This window comes from Streptomyces sp. NPDC058646 (assembly GCF_042716875.1).
Lineage (GTDB): Bacteria > Actinomycetota > Actinomycetes > Streptomycetales > Streptomycetaceae > Streptomyces.
In genome coordinates this window covers 44,794-63,170 of sequence record NZ_JBHXRK010000023.1, presented here as the reverse complement: position 1 = coordinate 63,170, position 18,377 = coordinate 44,794, and the positions used below count along the sequence as shown (strand labels likewise).

Sequence of the window (18,377 nt, the reverse complement as noted above, 5' to 3'; positions counted from 1 at the left end):
CCTCACCGGCCCGGAGGCACCCCCCATGACCGATCTGCACCCCTTCATCGCGGGGCTGCCCAAGGCGGAACTGCACGTCCACCACGTCGGCTCGGCCTCGCCGCGCATCGTCGCCGAACTCGCCTCCCGGCACCCGGACTCGAAGGTGCCCACCGATCCCGAGGCGCTGGCCGACTACTTCACCTTCACGGACTTCGCCCACTTCATCGAGGTCTACCTGTCGGTCGTCGACCTGGTCCGCACCCCCGAGGACGTGCGGCTGCTGACCTATGAAGTGGCCCGCGACATGGCCCGGCAGAACATCCGCTACGCCGAGCTGACCATCACCCCGTACTCCTCCACCCGCCGCGGCATCGAGGAGAAGGCCTTCATGGAGGCCATCGAGGACGCCCGCAGGGCCGCCGAGACCGAACTCGGCGTCATCCTGCGCTGGTGCTTCGACATCCCGGGCGAGGCCGGGCTGGAGGCGGCCGAGGAGACGACCCGCCTCGCCGTCGACCTGCGCCCCGAGGGCCTGGTCTCCTTCGGCCTCGGCGGCCCCGAGATCGGCGTCCCGCGCCCGCAGTTCAAGCCGTACTTCGACCGGGCGCGCGCCGCCGGCCTGCACAGCGTGCCGCACTCCGGCGAGACCACCGGGCCCGAGAGCGTCTGGGACGCCATCCGCGAGCTGGGCGCGGAGCGCATCGGCCACGGCACCAGCGCGGCACAGGACCCGGAGCTGCTGGCGTACCTCGCCGAGCACCGCATCGCGCTGGAGGTCTGCCCGACCTCCAACATCGCCACCCGCGCGGTCGCCGACCTCGACGAACACCCCGTCAAGGAGATGGTGGCCGCGGGCGTCCTCGTCACCATCAACAGTGACGACCCGCCGATGTTCGGCTCCGACCTCAACAACGAGTACGCGGTGGCCGCCCGCCTCCTCGGTCTCGACGAGCGCGGTCTCGCCCAGCTCGCCAAGAACGCGGTCGAGGCCTCCTTCCTGGACGAGGCCGGCAAGGCCGGGCTCAGCGCGGAGATCGACACGTACACCGCGCAATGGCTCGCGCGCTGACGCCCGATCGGCCCCGCGCACCCTGAGAATGGGATCATGCGCACCCTGACTGCCGTCGCCCACCGCGGCGACCCCTACCGTGTCCGTGAGAACACCCTGGCCTCGGTCCGCTCCGCGTTCGCCCGCGGGGCGGACGCGGTCGAGATCGACGTACGGCTGACCCGGGACGGAGTGCCGGTCCTGCTCCACGACGAGTCGCTCCAGCGGCTGTGGGGTCACGACGTGCGGCTCGACGAGGTCACCGCCGCACAGCTCGACGAGCTGACGCAGGGCGGGATCCCGACCCTGCGCGCCGCGCTGATGGCCGCCGGACCCGGCCGGCTGATGATCGACCTGCCCGGCGCCACGGAGGAGGCGGTACGGACCGTCGTCGGCCAGGTCCGGGAGTGCGGGGCACGCGAGCGGACGTACTACTGCGCCGGCCCCCGGAGCATGCTGGCCCTGCGCGCCGCCGACCCGGGGGCGGAGATCGCGCTGACCTGGACCACGCTGTCTCCGCCGCGCAGGGTGCTGACGGACGCGGTGGCTCCGCGCTGGCTCAACTACCGCTTCGGGCTGGTCAGCCGCGAGCTGACGGACGCCCTCCACCGCGACGGGCTGCTGGTGTCGGCCTGGACTGCGGACACCAAGCGGACGATGCGCAGTCTGCTCAGGGCCGGGGTCGACTCGGTCACGACCAACCGGATGGACGCGCTGGCGGCCGTACGGACCGAGCTCGGACGGTGATACGGGCCCTGGCCGCGCGGCTGGGCCGGGCAAGGCCGTGGACCGTGGACCTGGGCCTGACCCTGCTGGTGCAGCTGGCCGTCTCGATGCCCTTCGTGCTGCCCCGGGAACCCACGCTGCCGCCCGCGACCTGGGGCTCGTACGCGGTGACCACGCTGTCGGTGCTGCCGCTGGTGTGGCGCCGCCGGCGGCCGGTCGCCGTGCTGGCGGTGATCATGCTCGTCGGCGCGTTCTACCGGCTGGCCATGGACGGGCCGGGGCAGCCACTGCCCTACGCCGGGCTGATCGCCTTCTACACGGTCGCCCTGGTGTGCACGGCGCGGGTGCGGATGGCCGTCGGGGTCCTGTCGGTGCTGACCGTGTCCGCAGCCACGGGGCTGGAGACGGGGGCGGCGAGGGAGCTGTCCTTCACCCTGTTCTGTGCGGGCGCCGCCTACGCCCTCGGCCGGCTCCAGTACACGCGGCAGGCCTACACCGCGGCCGTCGAGGACCGGGCGGCGCAGCTGGAACGGGCCAACCGGATCGAGGCGGAGCAGGCCGTGGCGCGCGAACGGGCCAGGATCGCGCGGGAGATGCACGACATCCTCTCCCACGCCGTCAGCATCATGATCGTGCAGGCGGAGGCCGGGCCGGTGGCGGTGCGACGGGCCCCTGAGCGGGCCGAGGCGGCCTTCGAGGCCATCTCCGAGACCGGCCGGGAGGCGATGGTGCAGCTGCGCGCGATGCTCGGGCTGCTCCGGGAGGACGGTCCCGCGCCGCGCGAACCGCAGCCGGGGGTGGCCGCGCTCCCGCGGCTGCTGGACCGGGTGCGCCGGGGCGGGCAGCAGATCGTGTACGAGGAGACGGGCGCGGTGCGGGCGCTGGCCCCGGCGGTGGACACGGCCGTCTACCGGATCGTGCAGGAGGCCCTGACGAACGTGGTCAAGCACGCGGCCGCGGGCCGCGTGTCCGTACGGCTCCACCACACGGCGCGGGACGTGACGGTCACGGTCGCGGACGACGGGCGGGGTCGGCCGCGGGCCGGCCTCGGCAGTGACGGGGGCGGGGACGGCGTCGGCGGGCACGGGCTGACCGGGATCCGGGAGCGGGCGGCCGCGCACGGGGGGACGGTCACCACGGGCCCCGGACCCGACGGGCGCGGCTTCTGCCTCAGCGCCGTGCTTGTAACCTCGCGCCAGGAGGTGGGGAGTTGACGATCCGCGTGGTGGTGGCCGACGACCAGGAGCTGGTGCGCAGCGGCTTCGCGATGATCCTGGACGCCCAGGAGGACATCGAGGTCGTGGCCGAGGTGGGGGACGGCGCGGCGGCGGTGGAGGCGGTGGCCCGGCTCGCCCCGGACGTGGTGCTGCTGGACATCCGTATGCCGGTGCTGGACGGGATCGAGGCCTGCCGGGCGATCGCGGCGCGGAGCGGCTGCCGGACGGTGATGCTGACGACGTTCGATTCCGACGCGTACGTGTACGAGGCGCTGCACGCGGGGGCGAGCGGGTTCCTGCTCAAGGACGTCCGGCGGGACGATCTCGTGCACGCGGTACGGGTGGTGGCCGCGGGCGAGTCCCTGCTGGCGCCTTCGGTGGCACGGCGGCTGATCGAGGAGTACACGGCGGCGACGGCGGTGCGGCCCTCCCTGCCTGCGGCGGAGCGGCTGGAGGTACTGGAGGTGCTGACGGCGCGGGAACGGGAGACGCTGCTCCATCTGGGGCGGGGGCTGTCGAACGCGGAGATCGCGGCCGCGCTGGTGGTCAGCGAGCACACGGTGAAGTCGCACGTGGGGAACGTGCTGGCGAAGCTGGGGCTGCGGGACCGGATCCAGGCGGTGATCTGCGCGTACGAAACGGGTCTGATCGCGGCGGGTACTCCCGCCGGGGAGTGAGGGGCGGCGTGGCGCCTCCCTCGCGGGAGGGAGTTGTCGTACCGGCGAAGACCCCTCCCGCGGGTGATCCGCAAGCACCCCGGTGACCTGCAGCATTGAGTCATCGGGGCGGCACGGCCCCGATGACTCACAGGGGGAGGACACCATGAACGCGAAGACGCGCACGCTGATCGCCGCCGCTCTGGTCCTGGGGATCGCGTCCGGCCCGGCTGTCGCACACGCGGCACCGGAACGGACGGCCCCGGCGGCCGCCGCCCAGGGACCCTCCGGGCCCGGTGTCTCGGCCGGAGTGCCCGTGTTCTCGGCGCCGCCGGACGCGAGGGCGCTGGAGAAGGCGATCGCGGGGCTCGGCGCGCAGCACGGGGACGCGACCGCCGCGCTGGTCCGGGTGGGTGGCACGAGCGGCAGCTGGCAGGGGAGTTCGGGTGTCGCGGACATCCGCAGCGGGCGCGCGGCGATCGAGCACGGCCGGTTCCGTGCCGGTTCGGTGACGAAGACGTTCACCTCGGCGGTGGTGCTGCAGCTGGCGGCCGAAGGCCGGGTGGAGCTGGACCGTCCGGTGCGGGAGTACCTGCCGGGACTCTTTCCCGCGAGCTTCGAAAAGCCGGTGACGGTGCGGCAGTTGCTGAACTACACGAGCGGTGTCCGGGCGGCGGACGGGCCGGGCGACTCCTTCGAGGCGCAGTGGGACCACCGGTTCGACGTGACCGATCCCCGCCGGCAGATCGCCGAAGCCCTGGCCAAGGGGCCGGAGTTCCCCGCGGGCGAGGCCCAGCGCTACCTGAACATCAACTACACGATCCTGGGCGTACTGATCGAGGAGCTGACGGGAACGACGTACGAGCGGGCGGTCTCGGAGCGCATCCTGAAGCCGCTGGGGCTGCGGGGCACCTCGTTCCCGGGCCGTTTCGGGACCCGCATACCGGGGCCGCACAACCACGGGTACCAGGCGCTGACCCGGGCGGACGGCTCGCGGGAGCTGCGCGACGTGACCGTGTGGAACTCGTCGGACCGCTGGGCGGCGGGCGACATGATCTCGACGACGGCCGATCTGGAGCGTTTCACCGTCGCCCTGTTCGACGGGCGGATCGTGCCGAAGGCCCTACTGAAGGAGACCATGTTCGCCGTGCCGGCGGTGAACGACTTCGAGACCGGCAGGCCCGCCGCGCTCACAGCCGGCTTCTCCCGGATCGTCCTGCCCGACGGTACGGAGATCTGGGGCAAGGCCGGCGGCCGCCACGGCTACAACACGGCGATAGGCGGCACGCTCGACGGGTCGCGGACCCTCGTCTACTCGGTGAACTCCACCGACGCCAAGGGCAAGGACATGAACCGGGTCGCCCTCGGTGTTGTCATGGCGGCCTTCGCGAAGTAACCGGGTCAGGCGGCGACGGCGGTCCGGGGCCCCGGCCCGGCCATGGCCGTGGCCCCGGGTTCCGGCATGGCTTCCAGGCGCTTGATCATGCGGCGCAGGATCAGCAGCGGGATCACCCCGAAGACGCCGAACGACATGTCGATGACGCTCCACCAGACGGGGATGCCTCGGATCGGGCCGCAGATCAGGGCCAGCGGGATGATGCCGGCGCAGGCGATCATGCCGGCCTCGACGATCCAGATGTTGCGGACGGGGTCGCGGTGGACCCCGTAGAAGAAGACGGCGATGCAGAGGTGCGCGAAGGCCAGCCAGTCGGTGCCGTAGAGGAGGAAGGGGTACTCGGCATCGGCCCGGTCCAGCCCGTCACCGACCCGGCGCAGCCACGCGTTGTCCACCAGGGCGTTGGCCCAGCGGATCTCGCTGACCAGGGGGAAGGCCGTGAGTCCGCTGAGTACCAAGCAGACGAGGAACAGGACCAACCAGGCACGGATCCGCCGCTTCAGGGCGCTTCTCTCGCTCATGGGAGACAGCGTACGGCAGTTTCTGAACGCGTTCAGCAATATTCCTGAACCTGTTCAGTCTGTTCAGTCCCGTGGTGGCGGCCGTGGTCAGAGTCCGACGACGGCGTTCCAGCGCTTGGCGAGGGAGCGGCGTTCGGCGGAGGAGATGTCCCGGGCCACGACGAGCCGCCGGCGCATGTCCTCGTCGGGGAAGATCAGCGGATGCTCGGCCAGTTCGGCGGTCTCCCTGTCCTCGGAGCCGGCCAGGACCTCGCGCGCGGCCGGGACCGGGCACACGTAGTTGACGGAGGCGGCCAGCTCGGCAGCCACCTCGGGGGCGTAGTAGTGGTCGATCAGGGCTTCGGCATTGGCCTTGTGCCGGGCGAGGTTGGGCACGAGCAGGCTCTCCGCCCAGAGTTCGGCGCCCTCTTCCGGGACCACGAACTCGATGTCCGGGTTGTCCGCCTGGAGCTGGATGGCGTCGCCGGAGTAGGCCTGGCAGGCGAGGACGTCACCCTTGCTCAGGTCGGAGGTGTAGTCGTTGCCGGTGAAGCGGCGGATGTGCTTCTTCCGCACCATGGCCTCGACCTGGTCGCACATCCGGTGGAAGTCGGCATCCGTCCAGCGGGTCACGTCCACGCCGTTGCCCTGCATGAGCAGGGCGAAGGACTCGTCGAGGCCGGAGAAGAGGGTGACCTTGCCCGCGAGGTCGGGCCGCCACAGGTCCTGGACCGACTTGATCTCCCGGCCCAGTGCCTTGCGGTTGTAGGCGATGCCGGTGATCCCCGACTGCCAGGGGACCGTGTGGAGCCGGCCCTCGTCGAAGGCGGGCGAGCGCAGCTGCGGGTCCAGGTACCGGGTCACGTTGGACTGCGCCGGGCGGTCCATCTTCTGGGCCCAGCCCAGGTGGACGAAGCGGGCGGCCATCCAGTCGCTGACCACGACCAGGTCGTGGCCCGTCTCCTGGCGGTTCATCAGGGCCGGGCCGACCTTGCCGAAGAACTCGTCGTTGTCGTTGATCTCCTCGGTGTACCGGACCTCGATGCCCGTCTGCTCCGAGAAGGCCTCCAGCGTCGGCCTGCGCTCCTCGTCCTCCTCGTCGGTGTCGATGTACAGCGGCCAGTTGGAGAAGGAGACCGTACGGTCCCGCTCGGACCGGTCGGGTCCTTCACGCCGGTCCTCGGGGACGTACGCGGCGGGTACTCCGCAGCCGGTCAGGGCGGCCGGCAGACCCGTGGCACCGAGGCCGCGCAGCACGGCACGGCGGGAGAAGGCGAGTTGAGGCATGGGCCCAGCCTCGGGGGAACCCGAAGGGGCGGGCAATAGACATGTTGTCTCCTGCCCGCCCCTTCGGCGCTGTGCTGTGACCGGTGCTGCCGGTCAGCCGTCGAGCGAGGTCATCACGTGCTTGATGCGCGTGTAGTCCTCGAAGCCGTAGGCGGAGAGGTCCTTGCCGTAGCCGGACTTCTTGAAGCCGCCGTGGGGCATCTCGGCGACGAGCGGGATGTGGGTGTTGATCCACACGCAGCCGAAGTCGAGGTTCTTGGACATGCGCATCGCGCGGCCGTGGTCCTTGGTCCACACCGAGGAGGCGAGGGCGAACTCGACGCCGTTCGCGTACTCCACGGCCTGGGCCTCGTCCGTGAAGGACTGGACGGTGATGACGGGGCCGAAGACCTCGTTCTGGATGATCTCGTCGTCCTGCTTGAGGCCGGAGACGACGGTCGGGGCGTAGAAGTAGCCCTTCTCGCCGACCTGGTGGCCGCCCGCCTCGACCTTGGCGTGGGCGGGCAGACGCTCGATGAAGCCCGCGACCTGCTTGAGCTGGTTCGGGTTGTTCAGCGGGCCGTAGAGCACGTCCTCGTCGTCCGGCTGGCCGGTCTTGGTGTCGGCGGCGGCCTTGGCGAGCGCGGAGACGAACTCGTCGTGGATCGACTCGTGCACGAGCACGCGGGTGGCGGCGGTGCAGTCCTGGCCTGCGTTGAAGTAGCCGGCGACCGCGATGTCCTCGACGGCCTTGGCGATGTCGGCGTCCTGGAAGACCACGACCGGCGCCTTGCCGCCGAGCTCCAGGTGGACGCGCTTGACGTCCTTCGAGGCGCTCTCGGCGACCTGCATGCCCGCACGCACCGAACCGGTGATGGAGGCCATCGCCGGGGTGGAGTGCTCGACCATGGCCTTGCCGGTCTCGCGGTCACCGCAGATGACGTTGAAGACGCCCTTGGGCAGCACCGAGTCGATGATCTCCGCCATCAGGACGGTGGAGGCCGGGGTGGTGTCCGAGGGCTTGAGCACCACGGTGTTGCCCGCGGCGATGGCCGGGGCGAACTTCCAGACGGCCATCATCATCGGGTAGTTCCACGGCGCGACCTGGGCGCAGACACCGACGGGCTCACGGCGGATGATCGAGGTCATCCCCTCCATGTACTCGCCGGCCGAGCGGCCCTCCAGCAGCCGGGCGGCACCCGCGAAGAAGCGGATCTGGTCCACCATCGGCGGCAGCTCCTCGCTGGCCGTCAGGCCCAGCGGCTTGCCGGTGTTCTCCGACTCGGCGGCGACGAGCTCGTCCGCGCGCGCCTCGAAGGCGTCCGCGATCTTCAGCAGGGCCTTCTGCCGCTCCGAGGGGGTGGTGTCGCGCCAGCCCGGGAAGGCGGCCGCGGCGGCCGCCATGGCGGCGTCCACATCGGCCTGGCCCGAGAGGGGGGCGGTGGCGTACGCCTCGCCGGTGGCGGGGTTGACCACCTCGGTGGTCCGCCCGTCGGCGGCGTCCTTGAACTCCCCGCCGATGTAGTTGCGCAGACGACGCAGTTCGGTGGTCACTCCAGCCACACTCCTGATCACATGTCCAATGGTTGAGACGACTCCCCAGCCTAGCTCGTCCGCCGACGCTTTCGACAGGGCCGGACGCCACGAACTACGAAATCAGTGAGATCCCGACTCCCAAACAACGGATTTCATCGATTCCGTCTTGCGGAACAGACGACTCCTCGTGCACAGTGAGGTCGTGGTCAGTCGAAGCGCAGATTCCAGGAACAGACAACCGTCCCCTTCGGTCGATGCTGTGTCCCTGGCGATCATCGAGCAACTGCAGGAGGACGGACGCCGTCCCTACGCAGCGATCGGTAAGGCGGTCGGCCTGTCGGAGGCCGCCGTACGCCAGCGCGTACAGAAGCTCCTCGACCAGGGCGTCATGCAGATCGTCGCCGTCACCGACCCGCTCACCGTGGGCCTGCGACGCCAGGCCATGGTCGGGATCAACGTCGAGGGAGACCTCGACCCGGTGGCGGACGCACTCACCGCGATGGCGGAGTGCGAATACGTGGTGATGACCGCCGGATCGTTCGACCTGATGGTGGAGATCGTCTGCGAGGACGACGACCACCTGCTCGAGACGATCAACAAGAAGATCCGCACGCTCCCCGGCGTGCGATCCACCGAAAGCTTCGTTTACCTGAAGCTGAAGAAGCAGACCTACATGTGGGGAACCCGATAACCGTGAGCCAGGACCTCTCCAAAACCGCGTACGACCACCTGTGGATGCACTTCACCCGCATGTCGTCCTACGAGAACTCCCCCGTCCCCACCATCGTCCGGGGCGAGGGCACCTACATCTGGGACGACAAGGGCAAGCGCTACCTCGACGGTCTCGCCGGACTGTTCGTGGTCAACGCCGGTCACGGCCGCAAGGAACTGGCCGAGGTCGCCTACAAGCAGGCCCAGGAACTCGCGTTCTTCCCCATCTGGTCGTACGCGCACCCCAAGGCCGTGGAGCTCGCCGAGCGCCTCGCCCACTACGCCCCGGGCGACCTGAACAAGGTCTTCTTCACCACCGGTGGCGGCGAGGCCGTCGAGACCGCCTGGAAGCTCGCGAAGCAGTACTTCAAGCTCCAGGGCAAGCACACCAAGTACAAGGTCATCTCGCGTGCGGTCGCCTACCACGGCACCCCGCAGGGCGCCCTGTCCATCACGGGCCTGCCGGCCCTGAAGGCCCCCTTCGAGCCGCTGGTCCCCGGCGCGCACAAGGTGCCGAACACCAACATCTACCGCGCCCCGATCTACGGCGACGACCCCGAGGCCTACGGCCGCTGGTGCGCCGACCAGATCGAGCAGGAGATCCTCTTCGAGGGCGCCGACACCGTCGCGGCCGTCTTCCTGGAGCCCGTGCAGAACGCCGGCGGCTGCTTCCCGCCGCCGCCCGGATACTTCCAGCGGGTCCGCGAGATCTGCGACGAGTACGACGTGCTGCTCGTCTCCGACGAGACGATCTGCGCCTTCGGCCGCCTCGGCACGATGTTCGCCTGTGACAAGTTCGACTACGTGCCGGACATGATCACCTGTGCCAAGGGCATGACCTCGGGCTACTCCCCGATCGGCGCCTGCATCATCTCCGACCGCCTCGCGGAGCCCTTCTACAAGGGCGACAACACCTTCCTGCACGGCTACACCTTCGGCGGCCACCCGGTGTCCTCCGCGGTGGCGCTGGCCAACCTCGACATCTTCGACAAGGAAGGCCTGAACCAGCACGTGCTGGACCAGGAGGGCAACTTCTTCGACACCCTGAAGAAGCTGCACGACCTCCCGATCGTCGGCGACGTCCGCGGCAACGGCTTCTTCTACGGCATCGAGCTCGTCAAGGACAAGGCCACCAAGGAGTCCTTCACGGACGAGGAGACGGAGCGCGTGCTCTACGGCTTCCTCTCCAAGGCGCTCTTCGAGAACGGCCTGTATTGCCGTGCCGACGACCGCGGCGACCCGGTCATCCAGCTCGCGCCGCCGCTGATCGCCGACCAGGGCACCTTCGACGAGATCGAGGGCATCCTGCGGAGCGTGCTCACCGAGGCGTGGACCAAGCTGTAAGCGGTCCCCTCAGCCCCGGCCCGACGGCCCGAAACACGGCCCGGATCCTCCGTTCGAGTGAGAACGCGGGGGTCCGGGCCGTGTGCTGTCAGCATCCAAGACGTTCATCTCTTTACATCTCAGTGCGGCGCCAGTGACCGAACCGGTTCCGCTTCGTTCCCCCGGACGGAGGTGTACGCCATGGTGGCTCCCACGGACAATGCCCCGCCCGACAGCGCCCCACCCCAGGAAGACCTGCTCTGGGCGCGGTCCCTGCACTACTCCCACAGCGGCTCGCCCGGCCTCGTCGGCGTCTCCGCCGGAGTCCGCCAGGGCGAGATCCTGGCGCTCACCGGCCCCCGCGGCTGCGGCAAGACGACCCTGCTGCGCTGCCTGTCCGGGCAGCTGCTGCCCGAGCAGGGCGAGGTCTGGTTCAACAGCGTCCCCGTGCACACCATGGCCCCCGCGGCCCGCGAGCGGCTGCGCCGCGACCGGTTCGGCTGGATCGGCCCCGAGCCCCAGCTGCTGCCCGAGCTGAAGGTGTGGGAGAACGCGGCCCTGCCGCTGCTGATGGCCGGCGCCTCCCACCGCAGCGCCCGGCACGCCGCCTTCGCCTGGCTGGACCGGCTCGACATCGGCGGCTTCGCCCGCAAGCGCCCCACCGCCCTCACCCGTGGCGAGGCCCAGCGGGTGGCCCTGGCACGGGCCCTCGTCAACGAGCCCGCGGTGGTCTTCGCCGACGAGCCCACAGCCCCCCTGCACCGGGCCGAACGCTCCCGGCTGCTGCGTACGCTGACCACCGCCGCCCGCTCGCACGGCATCACCGTGCTGCTGGCCACCCACGACGAGGAGAGCGCGGCCGCCGCCGACCGCCGCCTGCCGCTGCTCGACGGCAGGCCCGCCGCGGCCGCCGCCGCGCTGGGCACGGCGGGAGCGGAGCCGACCGCCTCCGAGACCACCGAGGGGCAGGCCGCGTGCTGGCTCTCCGTCTAGCCCGCGGCTCCCGTCCGCTCGTCCAGCTGCGCCGGCTGCTGGTGGCGGCGGCCTCGGCCGGTACCGGCTTCCTGCTGCTGTACGTGCTCGCGGAGGCCCTGGACCGGCCCGCCGGATCGTTCCCTCGCCTGCTGTGGGCCCTGGTCCCGCTGGCCGCCACCGTCCACTTCGCCGTCGCCGTGGCCCGGACCGACCCCGCGACACGGCCCCGGGAAGGGCTCGACGCCGCCGGGCTGGGGCCCGTGCGGCTCACCCTGGTCGCGGCGATCTCCACCGCCGTCGCCTGCACCCTCGGCAGCGCCCTGGCCCTGGCCGCCTTCCTCCACCTGCGCGGTGACCTGGCCGGGCTGCCCTTCGACGGAGCGGGGGGCCCGCTGCTCCACGCCGGCCGGCCGCTGCCCCTGGCGGCCGCCCTCACCCTGCTCGCGCTGGTCCCGCTGACCGCCTCGGCCGCCACCGCCCTCGCCCTGCGCCCGGGCACCCGGCGCCCGCTCGCCCCGCAGTCCGGGCTGCCCTGGGGCATCACCCTCACCGCGTGCGGCCTGGCCGTCGAGGCGTACGCCGGCCGGGGCGGCGCCGGGATGCTGACCGGCTGGTGCCTGACCGCGATCGGGCTCGCCCTCGCCGGACCGGGCCTGGCCTACGCGGGCGGGACCCTGATGGCGGCGGCCCGGCCGGGCGGGCTGCGGCTGCTGGCCGGGCGGACCCTGCAGGAGGAGGCCCCGCGGCTGGGCCCGCCGCTGGGCGTGCTCTGCGCGATCGGCGCCGGAGCGCTCAGCGCCCTGGCCCTGCGGGACCGGGGCGGGCTGCTCCTTCCGCTGGGTCCGCTGTCCGGGCCGGCCGCCGCGCTGGTCGCGCTGTGCGCCGCCGCGACCCTTCTCACATCCGCGGTGGAGGCACGCCAGGCCCGCGCCGCCGGCCGCGACGCCCTGCTCGACCTGGGCGCCCCGGCCAAGGTCCTGCGTACGGCCGCGAGTTTGCGGGCCACGGCGCTGATCGCGGTGTGCGTACCGGTCAGCTGGGGTGTGGCGCAGCTGACGTCGCTGGCGTTGACCCGCTGACGGAAGCAGCGCTTAGGGTGGGCCGAATGGTCAACCCAGACATCGAGATCGAGACGCTCGCCGAATTCGACCAGGTCGCCGCCCGCGGCTCGCTCAGCGGCTACCGGATCCAGTCGGTCAACCTGCTGGAGCGGACCTTCGCGCTGCTGTCCGCCGACACCTCGGTGGCCGTGTTCCTGGGCTGCGCCATGGAGCCCGACGCCTCGGCGAAGGTCCGCGCCGACGGGGCCCTGGTCTTCCCTCCCGTACCGGACCTGCCGTTCAACCCGTACCGCGGTCTGCTCTACACGCCGGAGGAGCTCTTCGCCGGTCTGGCCGCCGGGTACGAGGCGACCCCGGACGCCCAGGCGTACGCCTGGTTCCAGGAGACCGTGTCCGACGGGGACGTCTTCTCCTCGATGCTGCGCTCCATCCACGACGACGCCGTCTCCGACGCCCTCGACGAGCACCTCGCGGGCGCCCCGGTCGTGGGCGTGATGGGCGGCCACGCGATGTCCCGCGGCGGTACGGACTACCGCGGCGCGGCGGAACTGGGCCGGGCCCTGACCCGGTCCGGGCTGACGGTCGCCACCGGCGGCGGCCCGGGCGCGATGGAGGCGGCCAACCTCGGCGCCTACCTGGCCCCGGCCCCCGACGAGGCCCTCCCGGAGGCGCTGGAACTGCTCGCCAAGACGCCCTCCTTCGTGCCGTCGGTGTCCGACTGGGCCCGGGCGGCGTTCGACGTACGGGACCGCTGGCCCGGCGGCGGCGACTCCGTGGGCATCCCGACCTGGTTCTACGGGCACGAGCCGCCGAACGCCTTCGCCGGCCACGTCGCCAAGTACTTCGCGAACGCCACCCGGGAGGACGGGCTGCTGGCCCGGTCCACCGCGGGCGTGGTCTTCCTGCCGGGCGCCGCCGGCACCGTCCAGGAGATCTTCGACAACGCGACGCCGAACTACTACGGGTCGCGCGGCGAGGCGACGCCGATGGTTCTGGTCGGCCGCACCCACTGGACGGAGCACCTGCCGGCGTGGCCCCTGCTCCAGGCCCTGGCACGGGGCCGCGCGATGGAGTCCCGGATCGCGCTCGTCGACTCGGTGGACGAGGTCCCGGGGGCACTCGCCGGAATGCGTTGACCCGCAGAGGCAACTTCCTGGCCGATTCACACGTCTGGCAGAGGTACTGCACAACCTGCCAGACGTGAACGGAGCCCTCGGTGCTCATAGGTTTGTTGACCGCTGTCGCGGCGTCCATCTGCTACGGCACGGGGTCCGTCCTGCAAGCCGTGGGATCGCGCCGCGCCGCCCGGATGTCGCCGCCCGCCGCCGGGGTGACCGCGCACGGCGGCCCCAACCTGTCGTCCACCGCCAAGGCGGCGATGACCTGGGAATTCATCGTCGGGACGATCCTGGACTTCGTGGGGTTCGGGCTGGGCGCGCTCGCCGCCCGGATGCTGCCCCTCTTCCTCTCCCAGACCGTGATCAGCGCCAACCTGGTGATCACGGCCGTGCTGAGCGTGAAGATGCTCGGCATCAGGCTCACCCGTAAGGAATGGGCCTCGATCGGCGTCGTCTGCACGGCCCTGGTGCTGCTGGCGACGGCCGCGGGCCACGAGGGCGGCCACCACGCGCCGATGTCCACGCACTGGTGGCTGCTGGCCGTCACCCTGCTGATCATCGTGGGCGGCACCGTCGCCGTACGCTTCCTGGGCGCCCGGGCCGCTGTCCTCGCGGGTCTGCTCTCCGGCCTGGCCTTCGGCGCCCTGGGTGTCGGCGTCCGCATCCTGAACGGGATCGACCCCTTCGACCTGGGCGCCCTCCTCACCGACCCGGCCCTCTACGCCATCCTCGTGGCGGGTTTCGGCGGCATGTACCTGCACACGGTCGCCCTGCAGATCGGCTCGGTGAACGGCGCCACGGCGGCCCTGGTGGTCGGCGAGACGGTGCTCCCGGGCGCGATCGGCGTCCTGTGGCTGGGTGACGCCTCCCGGCCGGGCCTGGCCTGGCTGGCCGTGCTCGGCTTCGTGCTGGCGGTGGCGGGCGCGGTGGCCGTCGCCTGGTTCGGCAATCACGACGGCGCCGAGGAGGAGTCCCCGGCCCGCGTCCCCGAGCCGGTCGGCTGACCCGGCGGCCGGCCGGGGGCTTCACCCGGCCGGCCGTCCCCGGTGGTGGCGCGGCGGTGACTGCTGCTTGCTGGACCGGGGGAGAGAGCGAGGGGCCCGTGGAGCCCAGCACCGACCGGCTGAAGACACCGCGGGCCGCCGGGACGGCCGGGATCGCCTTCGCCCTCCTGCTCGCGGCGGCGATCGTCCTGATGCGCATCGCCATCCCCTCGGGGGACGCCGCCGACGCCCCCGTCGACCCGGACCGGCGCTGGGCGATCCAGGTGGCTCTGGAGATCGTGCCGTTCGCGGGCATCTTCTTCCTGTGGTTCATGGGCGCCCTGCGCGCGCACACGGGCGAGGCCGAGGACCGGTTCGTCGCCACCGTGTTCCTCGGCAGCGGCTTCGTCTTCGTGGCCACCCTGTTCGTCGCCGCCGCGGCGGCGGGCACCGTACTGGCGGAGGGCACGCCCTCGGGCTTCGGCCGCCACTACGCCTACACGCTGCTGTCCACCTACGCGATGCGCATGGCCGCCGTCTTCGTCCTCGCGACCTCGACGATCGGCCGGATGCTCGGCGTCTTCCCCCGCTCGCTGGCCCTCCTGGGCACGCTCGTCGGCCTGGTCCTGATCGTCGTCGGTTCCGGACTGCCGTGGTCCGAGCTGCTGTTCCCGGCCTGGGCACTGGTCCTCAGCATCCACATCCTGCGAGCCCGGCGCGGACCGTCCGCAGGGACCGGCCCGAACCGCCCCGACCTCATGTGACCTGCTGCTTTCCAGTCCAGCAAGCGGTCGCCGCGGCCCGCGCGCATGCTGGTGGAAAGGGAGGGGCGGGGGTCGGGGGCGACGGGGGCGAGTCACGCCGACGAAAGGCGGAGCCGTCATGAGGCTTGTCGTCGACCTCAACCGCTGCCAGGGGTACGCGCAGTGCGCCTTCCTGGCTCCCGACGTGTTCGCCATGCACGGCGACGAGTCGCTGCTGTACAACCCGGAGGCGGCCGAGGAGCAACGGGAGAACGTCGCCCGCGCCGTGGCCGCCTGTCCGGTCGGCGCCATCCTCGTGGAGGCCACGGACGAGGACAGGGTCCCCCGGACGGCCGGGGCCGGAGCCGGTTCCGGAGGCGCGCGGTGACCGGTGCGGGAGCGCACGACGGGGCCCTGGAGCGGCTCAAGCGGGAGGGCCGCATCGTCGTCGTCGGCGCTTCGCTGGCCGGTCTGCGGGCCGCTGAGACCATGCGCGAGAAGGGCTTCGCCGGTTCGCTCACGATGATCGGCGACGAACCGTACGAGCCGTACGACCGGCCTCCGCTGTCCAAGCAGGTCCTGCTGGGCAACGCGGTCGCGGACCACACCGCGCTCCCCCGCCGCCGGGCCGTCGACGCCGACTGGCGGCTCGGGGTCCCCGCGACCGGCCTCGACATGGCCGCGCGGCGGGTCCGGCTCGGCAACGGGGACGAGGTCGAGTACGACCGGCTGCTCATCGCGACCGGCGTACGGGCCCGGCCGTGGCCCGTCGAGGACGAGGGCGCCCTCGACGGGGTCTTCGTCCTGCGCACCCGGGACGACGGCGAAGGGCTCCAGCGGGCCCTGGCCGCCGGCCCCCGCCGGGTCCTCGTCATCGGAGCCGGTTTCACGGGCTCCGAGATCGCTTCCGCCTGCCGCGAACGCGGCCTGGAGGTCACCGTCGCCGAACGGGGCGCCGCGCCGCTGGTCGGCGCGCTCGGCGGGGTGATCGGTGAGGTCGCGGCCGAGATGCACCGCGAGCACGGGGTGGACCTGCGCACCGGGGTCATGGTGACCCGGCTGGAGGGCGACCCCTCGGGCCGGGTCCGCGCCGCCCACCTCTCCGACGGCTCCACCGTGGAGGCCGAGGTGGTGGTCGTCTGCCTGGGCGCGCAGCGCAACACCGAGTGGCTCTCCGGTTCGGGCCTCGGCGCGGGCCCCCGGGGCATCGCGTGCGACGCAGGTTGCCGGGCCTTCGACATCCGGGGCATCGTCACCGACGACATCTATGTGGCGGGTGACGTGGCACGCTCCCCGCACGCCCTCTTCGGCTACCAGTTCCTGTCGCTGGAGCACTGGGGCAACGCGGTGGCACAGGCCGACACCGCGGCGCACAACATGCTCAGCGAGAGCGCGGACCGCCGCCCCCATCTGTGGGTCCCGGCCTTCTGGTCCTCCCAGTTCGGCGTGAACATCAAGTCCGTCGGGGTGCCGCCGATGGGGACCGAGATCCTCTTCACCCAGGGCTCGCGCGCCGAGCGCAGGTTCGCGGCCGTCTACGGCTACCAGGGACGCGTCATCGCCGCCGTCACCTTCGACCAGTGCCGGTGGCTCCCGTTCTACGAGCAGCAGATCGAGTCGACCGCGCCGTTCCCGCCGCCCTTCGCCACGGTGGACCGCAGGCCGGAGGGGACCAAGCCGATGCCGGCGGACTTCCCGGACCCCTCGGTGCCGAGCCACGGGCCGACCATCACCCTCAGCGGCTACTCGCCGGCCGACCGGAAGATGACCTTCACCCCCGCGCGCCACTGACCACCGCGCCCTCCCCCGAGGATCACGAGGACCCGTCATGACACAAGCCATCCTGCGGGAGATCATCGACTACGCGAACCGCGCGAACCCGTACCCGCTGTACGAGGAGCTCCGCAGGACGCCGGTCTCCCACGACGGGGACGGCCCGTACGTCGTCAGCACGTACTACGAGATCCAGAGCCTCCTCCACGACCCCCGGATCAGCTCCGACGCGCGCAGCCTGAAGACCACCGGGGAGGATCCGCTCGGTCAGGCCGGGGAGGGGGGCGCGACCCTGCCCCCGTCGTTCCTCAAGCTCGACCCGCCGGACCACGACCGGCTGCGGCGCATGACGAACCGGCCGTTCGGGCCGCCGCACTCCCCCCACCGGGTGCACGACATGCGGGGGGAGCTCGGCGGCCTCGTCTCCGGGCTGATCGACGGCATCGCCGGGACGGGGAACCTGGACCGGATCGACCTGGTCGACCAGTTCGCGTACCCGTTCCCGGTGTCGGTGATCTGCCGGCTGCTCGGGGTGCCCCGGGAGGACGAGCCGCGGTTCCACGTGTGGGCGGAGACCCTCGCCGCCAGCCTGGACCCCGACCCGGACGCGGACCCCGCCCAGCACGGCAAGGGCGCCATGGACGCCCGCATGGAACTCGGCATGTACCTGGCCGGGCTGATCGAGGAACGCCGCAAGGACCCCGGTGAGGACATGCTGTCCCAGCTGGCGACGGCGGACGGCCCGGACGGGTCGATGACCACCATGGAGGTGCTGAGCACCTCCGCGCTGCTGCTGATCGCGGGCCACGAGACCACCGTCAACCTGATCACCAACGGCATGCTGACCCTGCTGCGCCACCCGGACGTCCTCCAGCGGCTGCGCGGGGCACCGGAGCTGGCCGTGCCGATCGTCGAGGAACTCCTGCGGTACGAGCCTCCCGTGCAGCTGCTGCCCCAGCGCAGCACCCTCTGCGACATCGAGGTCTCCGGGGTCACGATCCCCGAGGGCGCGTCCCTGTGGCTGATCCTGGCGTCCGGAAACCGGGACCCGAAGCGCTTCGAGGACCCGGACCGCTTCGACCCGGACCGCAAGGACATCCAGCACCTCGGACTCGGCAGCGGCATCCACAGCTGCTTCGGGGCCCCGCTGGCCCGGCAGGAGGCCCATCTGGCGCTGAGCGAACTGGCCCGCAGGCTGGAGAACCCGCAACTGCTGGAGGACCCGCCCCCGTACCGGCAGAACGCCGTCCTGCGCGGCCCCCGGCACCTGCCGATCTCCTGCGACGGCATCCGCTCCTAAGGGGCGGATGCCAACGGCGAGTTCGCCGCCGCCGGCGAACCGCGGGCCGGGGGCCGGCCTGGT

General features: G+C 71.8%; 18 protein-coding genes. 15 read left to right on the top strand and 3 right to left on the bottom strand.

All coding sequences use genetic code 11. From position 1 onward, the window contains the following. Positions 1–25 precede the first annotated feature (25 nt). The 5 genes from ACFWUZ_RS25950 (at position 26) to ACFWUZ_RS25930 (ending at position 5,025) form a co-directional block, all read left to right on the top strand. Positions 26–1,051, top strand: coding sequence for an adenosine deaminase (locus ACFWUZ_RS25950; RefSeq protein WP_384377494.1), 1,026 nt, complete (start codon positions 26–28; stop codon positions 1,049–1,051). A gap of 36 nt (positions 1,052–1,087) precedes the next feature. Then, entirely contained in the window at positions 1,088–1,777 is a 690-nt protein-coding gene (locus tag ACFWUZ_RS25945) for a glycerophosphodiester phosphodiesterase (RefSeq protein WP_384377491.1), read from the top strand. 44 nt (positions 1,778–1,821) lie between these two features. After that, positions 1,822–2,970, top strand: coding sequence for a sensor histidine kinase (locus tag ACFWUZ_RS25940; RefSeq protein WP_384377488.1), 1,149 nt, complete (start codon positions 1,822–1,824; stop codon positions 2,968–2,970). Beyond that, positions 2,967–3,650: a response regulator gene (locus ACFWUZ_RS25935; protein ID WP_384377484.1), complete on the top strand. Its 684-nt coding sequence runs from the start codon at positions 2,967–2,969 to the stop codon at positions 3,648–3,650. Before ACFWUZ_RS25940 ends, ACFWUZ_RS25935 begins: the two co-directional genes overlap by 4 nt. A 145-nt stretch (positions 3,651–3,795) precedes the next feature. Then, on the top strand, positions 3,796–5,025 hold the full coding sequence (locus ACFWUZ_RS25930) for a serine hydrolase domain-containing protein (RefSeq protein WP_384377481.1): 1,230 nt from the start codon (positions 3,796–3,798) through the stop codon (positions 5,023–5,025). Positions 5,026–5,030: 5 nt separating this feature from the next. Here the strand turns inward: ACFWUZ_RS25930 and ACFWUZ_RS25925 are convergent, their stop codons facing one another. The 3 genes from ACFWUZ_RS25925 to ACFWUZ_RS25915 all read right to left on the bottom strand — a co-directional run bounded on the left by ACFWUZ_RS25925 (position 5,031) and on the right by ACFWUZ_RS25915 (position 8,345). Then, positions 5,031–5,546 carry a hypothetical protein gene (locus ACFWUZ_RS25925; protein ID WP_384377478.1) on the bottom strand — a complete coding sequence of 172 codons (516 nt, stop codon included), beginning with the start codon at positions 5,544–5,546 and terminating at the stop codon, positions 5,031–5,033. 87 nt (positions 5,547–5,633) lie between these two features. Next, complete coding sequence (locus ACFWUZ_RS25920) at positions 5,634–6,812, bottom strand: PotD/PotF family extracellular solute-binding protein (protein WP_384377476.1); 1,179 nt, start codon at positions 6,810–6,812, stop codon at positions 5,634–5,636. A 93-nt stretch (positions 6,813–6,905) separates the two neighbouring features. Next, complete coding sequence (locus ACFWUZ_RS25915; protein WP_384377473.1) at positions 6,906–8,345, bottom strand: gamma-aminobutyraldehyde dehydrogenase; 1,440 nt, start codon at positions 8,343–8,345, stop codon at positions 6,906–6,908. A 169-nt stretch (positions 8,346–8,514) separates the two neighbouring features. Here ACFWUZ_RS25915 and ACFWUZ_RS25910 point away from each other — a divergent pair, with 169 nt between their 5' ends. The 10 genes from ACFWUZ_RS25910 (at position 8,515) to ACFWUZ_RS25865 (ending at position 18,314) form a co-directional block, all read left to right on the top strand. Further along, complete coding sequence (locus ACFWUZ_RS25910) at positions 8,515–9,018, top strand: Lrp/AsnC family transcriptional regulator (protein WP_031144106.1); 504 nt, start codon at positions 8,515–8,517, stop codon at positions 9,016–9,018. Further along, positions 9,003–10,382, top strand: coding sequence for an aspartate aminotransferase family protein (locus ACFWUZ_RS25905; protein ID WP_384377470.1), 1,380 nt, complete (start codon positions 9,003–9,005; stop codon positions 10,380–10,382). The genes ACFWUZ_RS25910 and ACFWUZ_RS25905 overlap by 16 nt, the downstream gene beginning before the upstream one ends. Before the next feature lie 180 nt (positions 10,383–10,562). After that, positions 10,563–11,354 (top strand): ABC transporter ATP-binding protein, encoded by a 792-nt coding sequence (locus ACFWUZ_RS25900; protein WP_384377467.1) that lies wholly within the window; start codon positions 10,563–10,565, stop codon positions 11,352–11,354. Next, complete coding sequence (locus ACFWUZ_RS25895; RefSeq protein ID WP_384377464.1) at positions 11,336–12,415, top strand: hypothetical protein; 1,080 nt, start codon at positions 11,336–11,338, stop codon at positions 12,413–12,415. The genes ACFWUZ_RS25900 and ACFWUZ_RS25895 overlap by 19 nt, the downstream gene beginning before the upstream one ends. 26 nt (positions 12,416–12,441) lie before the next feature. After that, entirely contained in the window at positions 12,442–13,533 is a 1,092-nt protein-coding gene (locus ACFWUZ_RS25890; RefSeq protein WP_384377461.1) for an LOG family protein, read from the top strand. A gap of 80 nt (positions 13,534–13,613) precedes the next feature. Then, positions 13,614–14,519, top strand: coding sequence for a hypothetical protein (locus ACFWUZ_RS25885; protein WP_384377458.1), 906 nt, complete (start codon positions 13,614–13,616; stop codon positions 14,517–14,519). A 98-nt stretch (positions 14,520–14,617) separates the two neighbouring features. Next, positions 14,618–15,262 carry a hypothetical protein gene (locus tag ACFWUZ_RS25880; protein ID WP_384377455.1) on the top strand — a complete coding sequence of 215 codons (645 nt, stop codon included), beginning with the start codon at positions 14,618–14,620 and terminating at the stop codon, positions 15,260–15,262. A gap of 118 nt (positions 15,263–15,380) precedes the next feature. Continuing rightward, on the top strand, positions 15,381–15,629 hold the full coding sequence (locus tag ACFWUZ_RS25875) for a ferredoxin (RefSeq protein WP_384377453.1): 249 nt from the start codon (positions 15,381–15,383) through the stop codon (positions 15,627–15,629). After that, entirely contained in the window at positions 15,626–17,032 is a 1,407-nt protein-coding gene (locus tag ACFWUZ_RS25870; protein ID WP_384377450.1) for an NAD(P)/FAD-dependent oxidoreductase, read from the top strand. Before ACFWUZ_RS25875 ends, ACFWUZ_RS25870 begins: the two co-directional genes overlap by 4 nt. A gap of 37 nt (positions 17,033–17,069) precedes the next feature. Then, a complete protein-coding gene (locus tag ACFWUZ_RS25865) occupies positions 17,070–18,314 on the top strand; it encodes a cytochrome P450 (protein ID WP_384377447.1) in 1,245 nt (414 codons plus the stop codon). Positions 18,315–18,377 lie beyond the last annotated feature (63 nt).

Excerpts from the sequence above, each read along its gene's own strand:
- ACFWUZ_RS25950 (WP_384377494.1), top strand. The coding sequence starts at position 26 with ATGACCGATCTGCACCCCTTCATCGCGGGGCTGCCCAAGGCGGAACTG.
- ACFWUZ_RS25945 (WP_384377491.1), top strand. The coding sequence starts at position 1,088 with ATGCGCACCCTGACTGCCGTCGCCCACCGCGGCGACCCCTACCGTGTC.
- ACFWUZ_RS25930 (WP_384377481.1), top strand. The coding sequence starts at position 3,796 with ATGAACGCGAAGACGCGCACGCTGATCGCCGCCGCTCTGGTCCTGGGG.
- ACFWUZ_RS25925 (WP_384377478.1), bottom strand. The coding sequence starts at position 5,546 with ATGAGCGAGAGAAGCGCCCTGAAGCGGCGGATCCGTGCCTGGTTGGTC.
- ACFWUZ_RS25920 (WP_384377476.1), bottom strand. The coding sequence starts at position 6,812 with ATGCCTCAACTCGCCTTCTCCCGCCGTGCCGTGCTGCGCGGCCTCGGT.
- ACFWUZ_RS25900 (WP_384377467.1), top strand. The coding sequence starts at position 10,563 with ATGGTGGCTCCCACGGACAATGCCCCGCCCGACAGCGCCCCACCCCAG.
- ACFWUZ_RS25890 (WP_384377461.1), top strand. The coding sequence starts at position 12,442 with ATGGTCAACCCAGACATCGAGATCGAGACGCTCGCCGAATTCGACCAG.
- ACFWUZ_RS25875 (WP_384377453.1), top strand. The coding sequence starts at position 15,381 with ATGAGGCTTGTCGTCGACCTCAACCGCTGCCAGGGGTACGCGCAGTGC.
- ACFWUZ_RS25865 (WP_384377447.1), top strand. The coding sequence starts at position 17,070 with ATGACACAAGCCATCCTGCGGGAGATCATCGACTACGCGAACCGCGCG.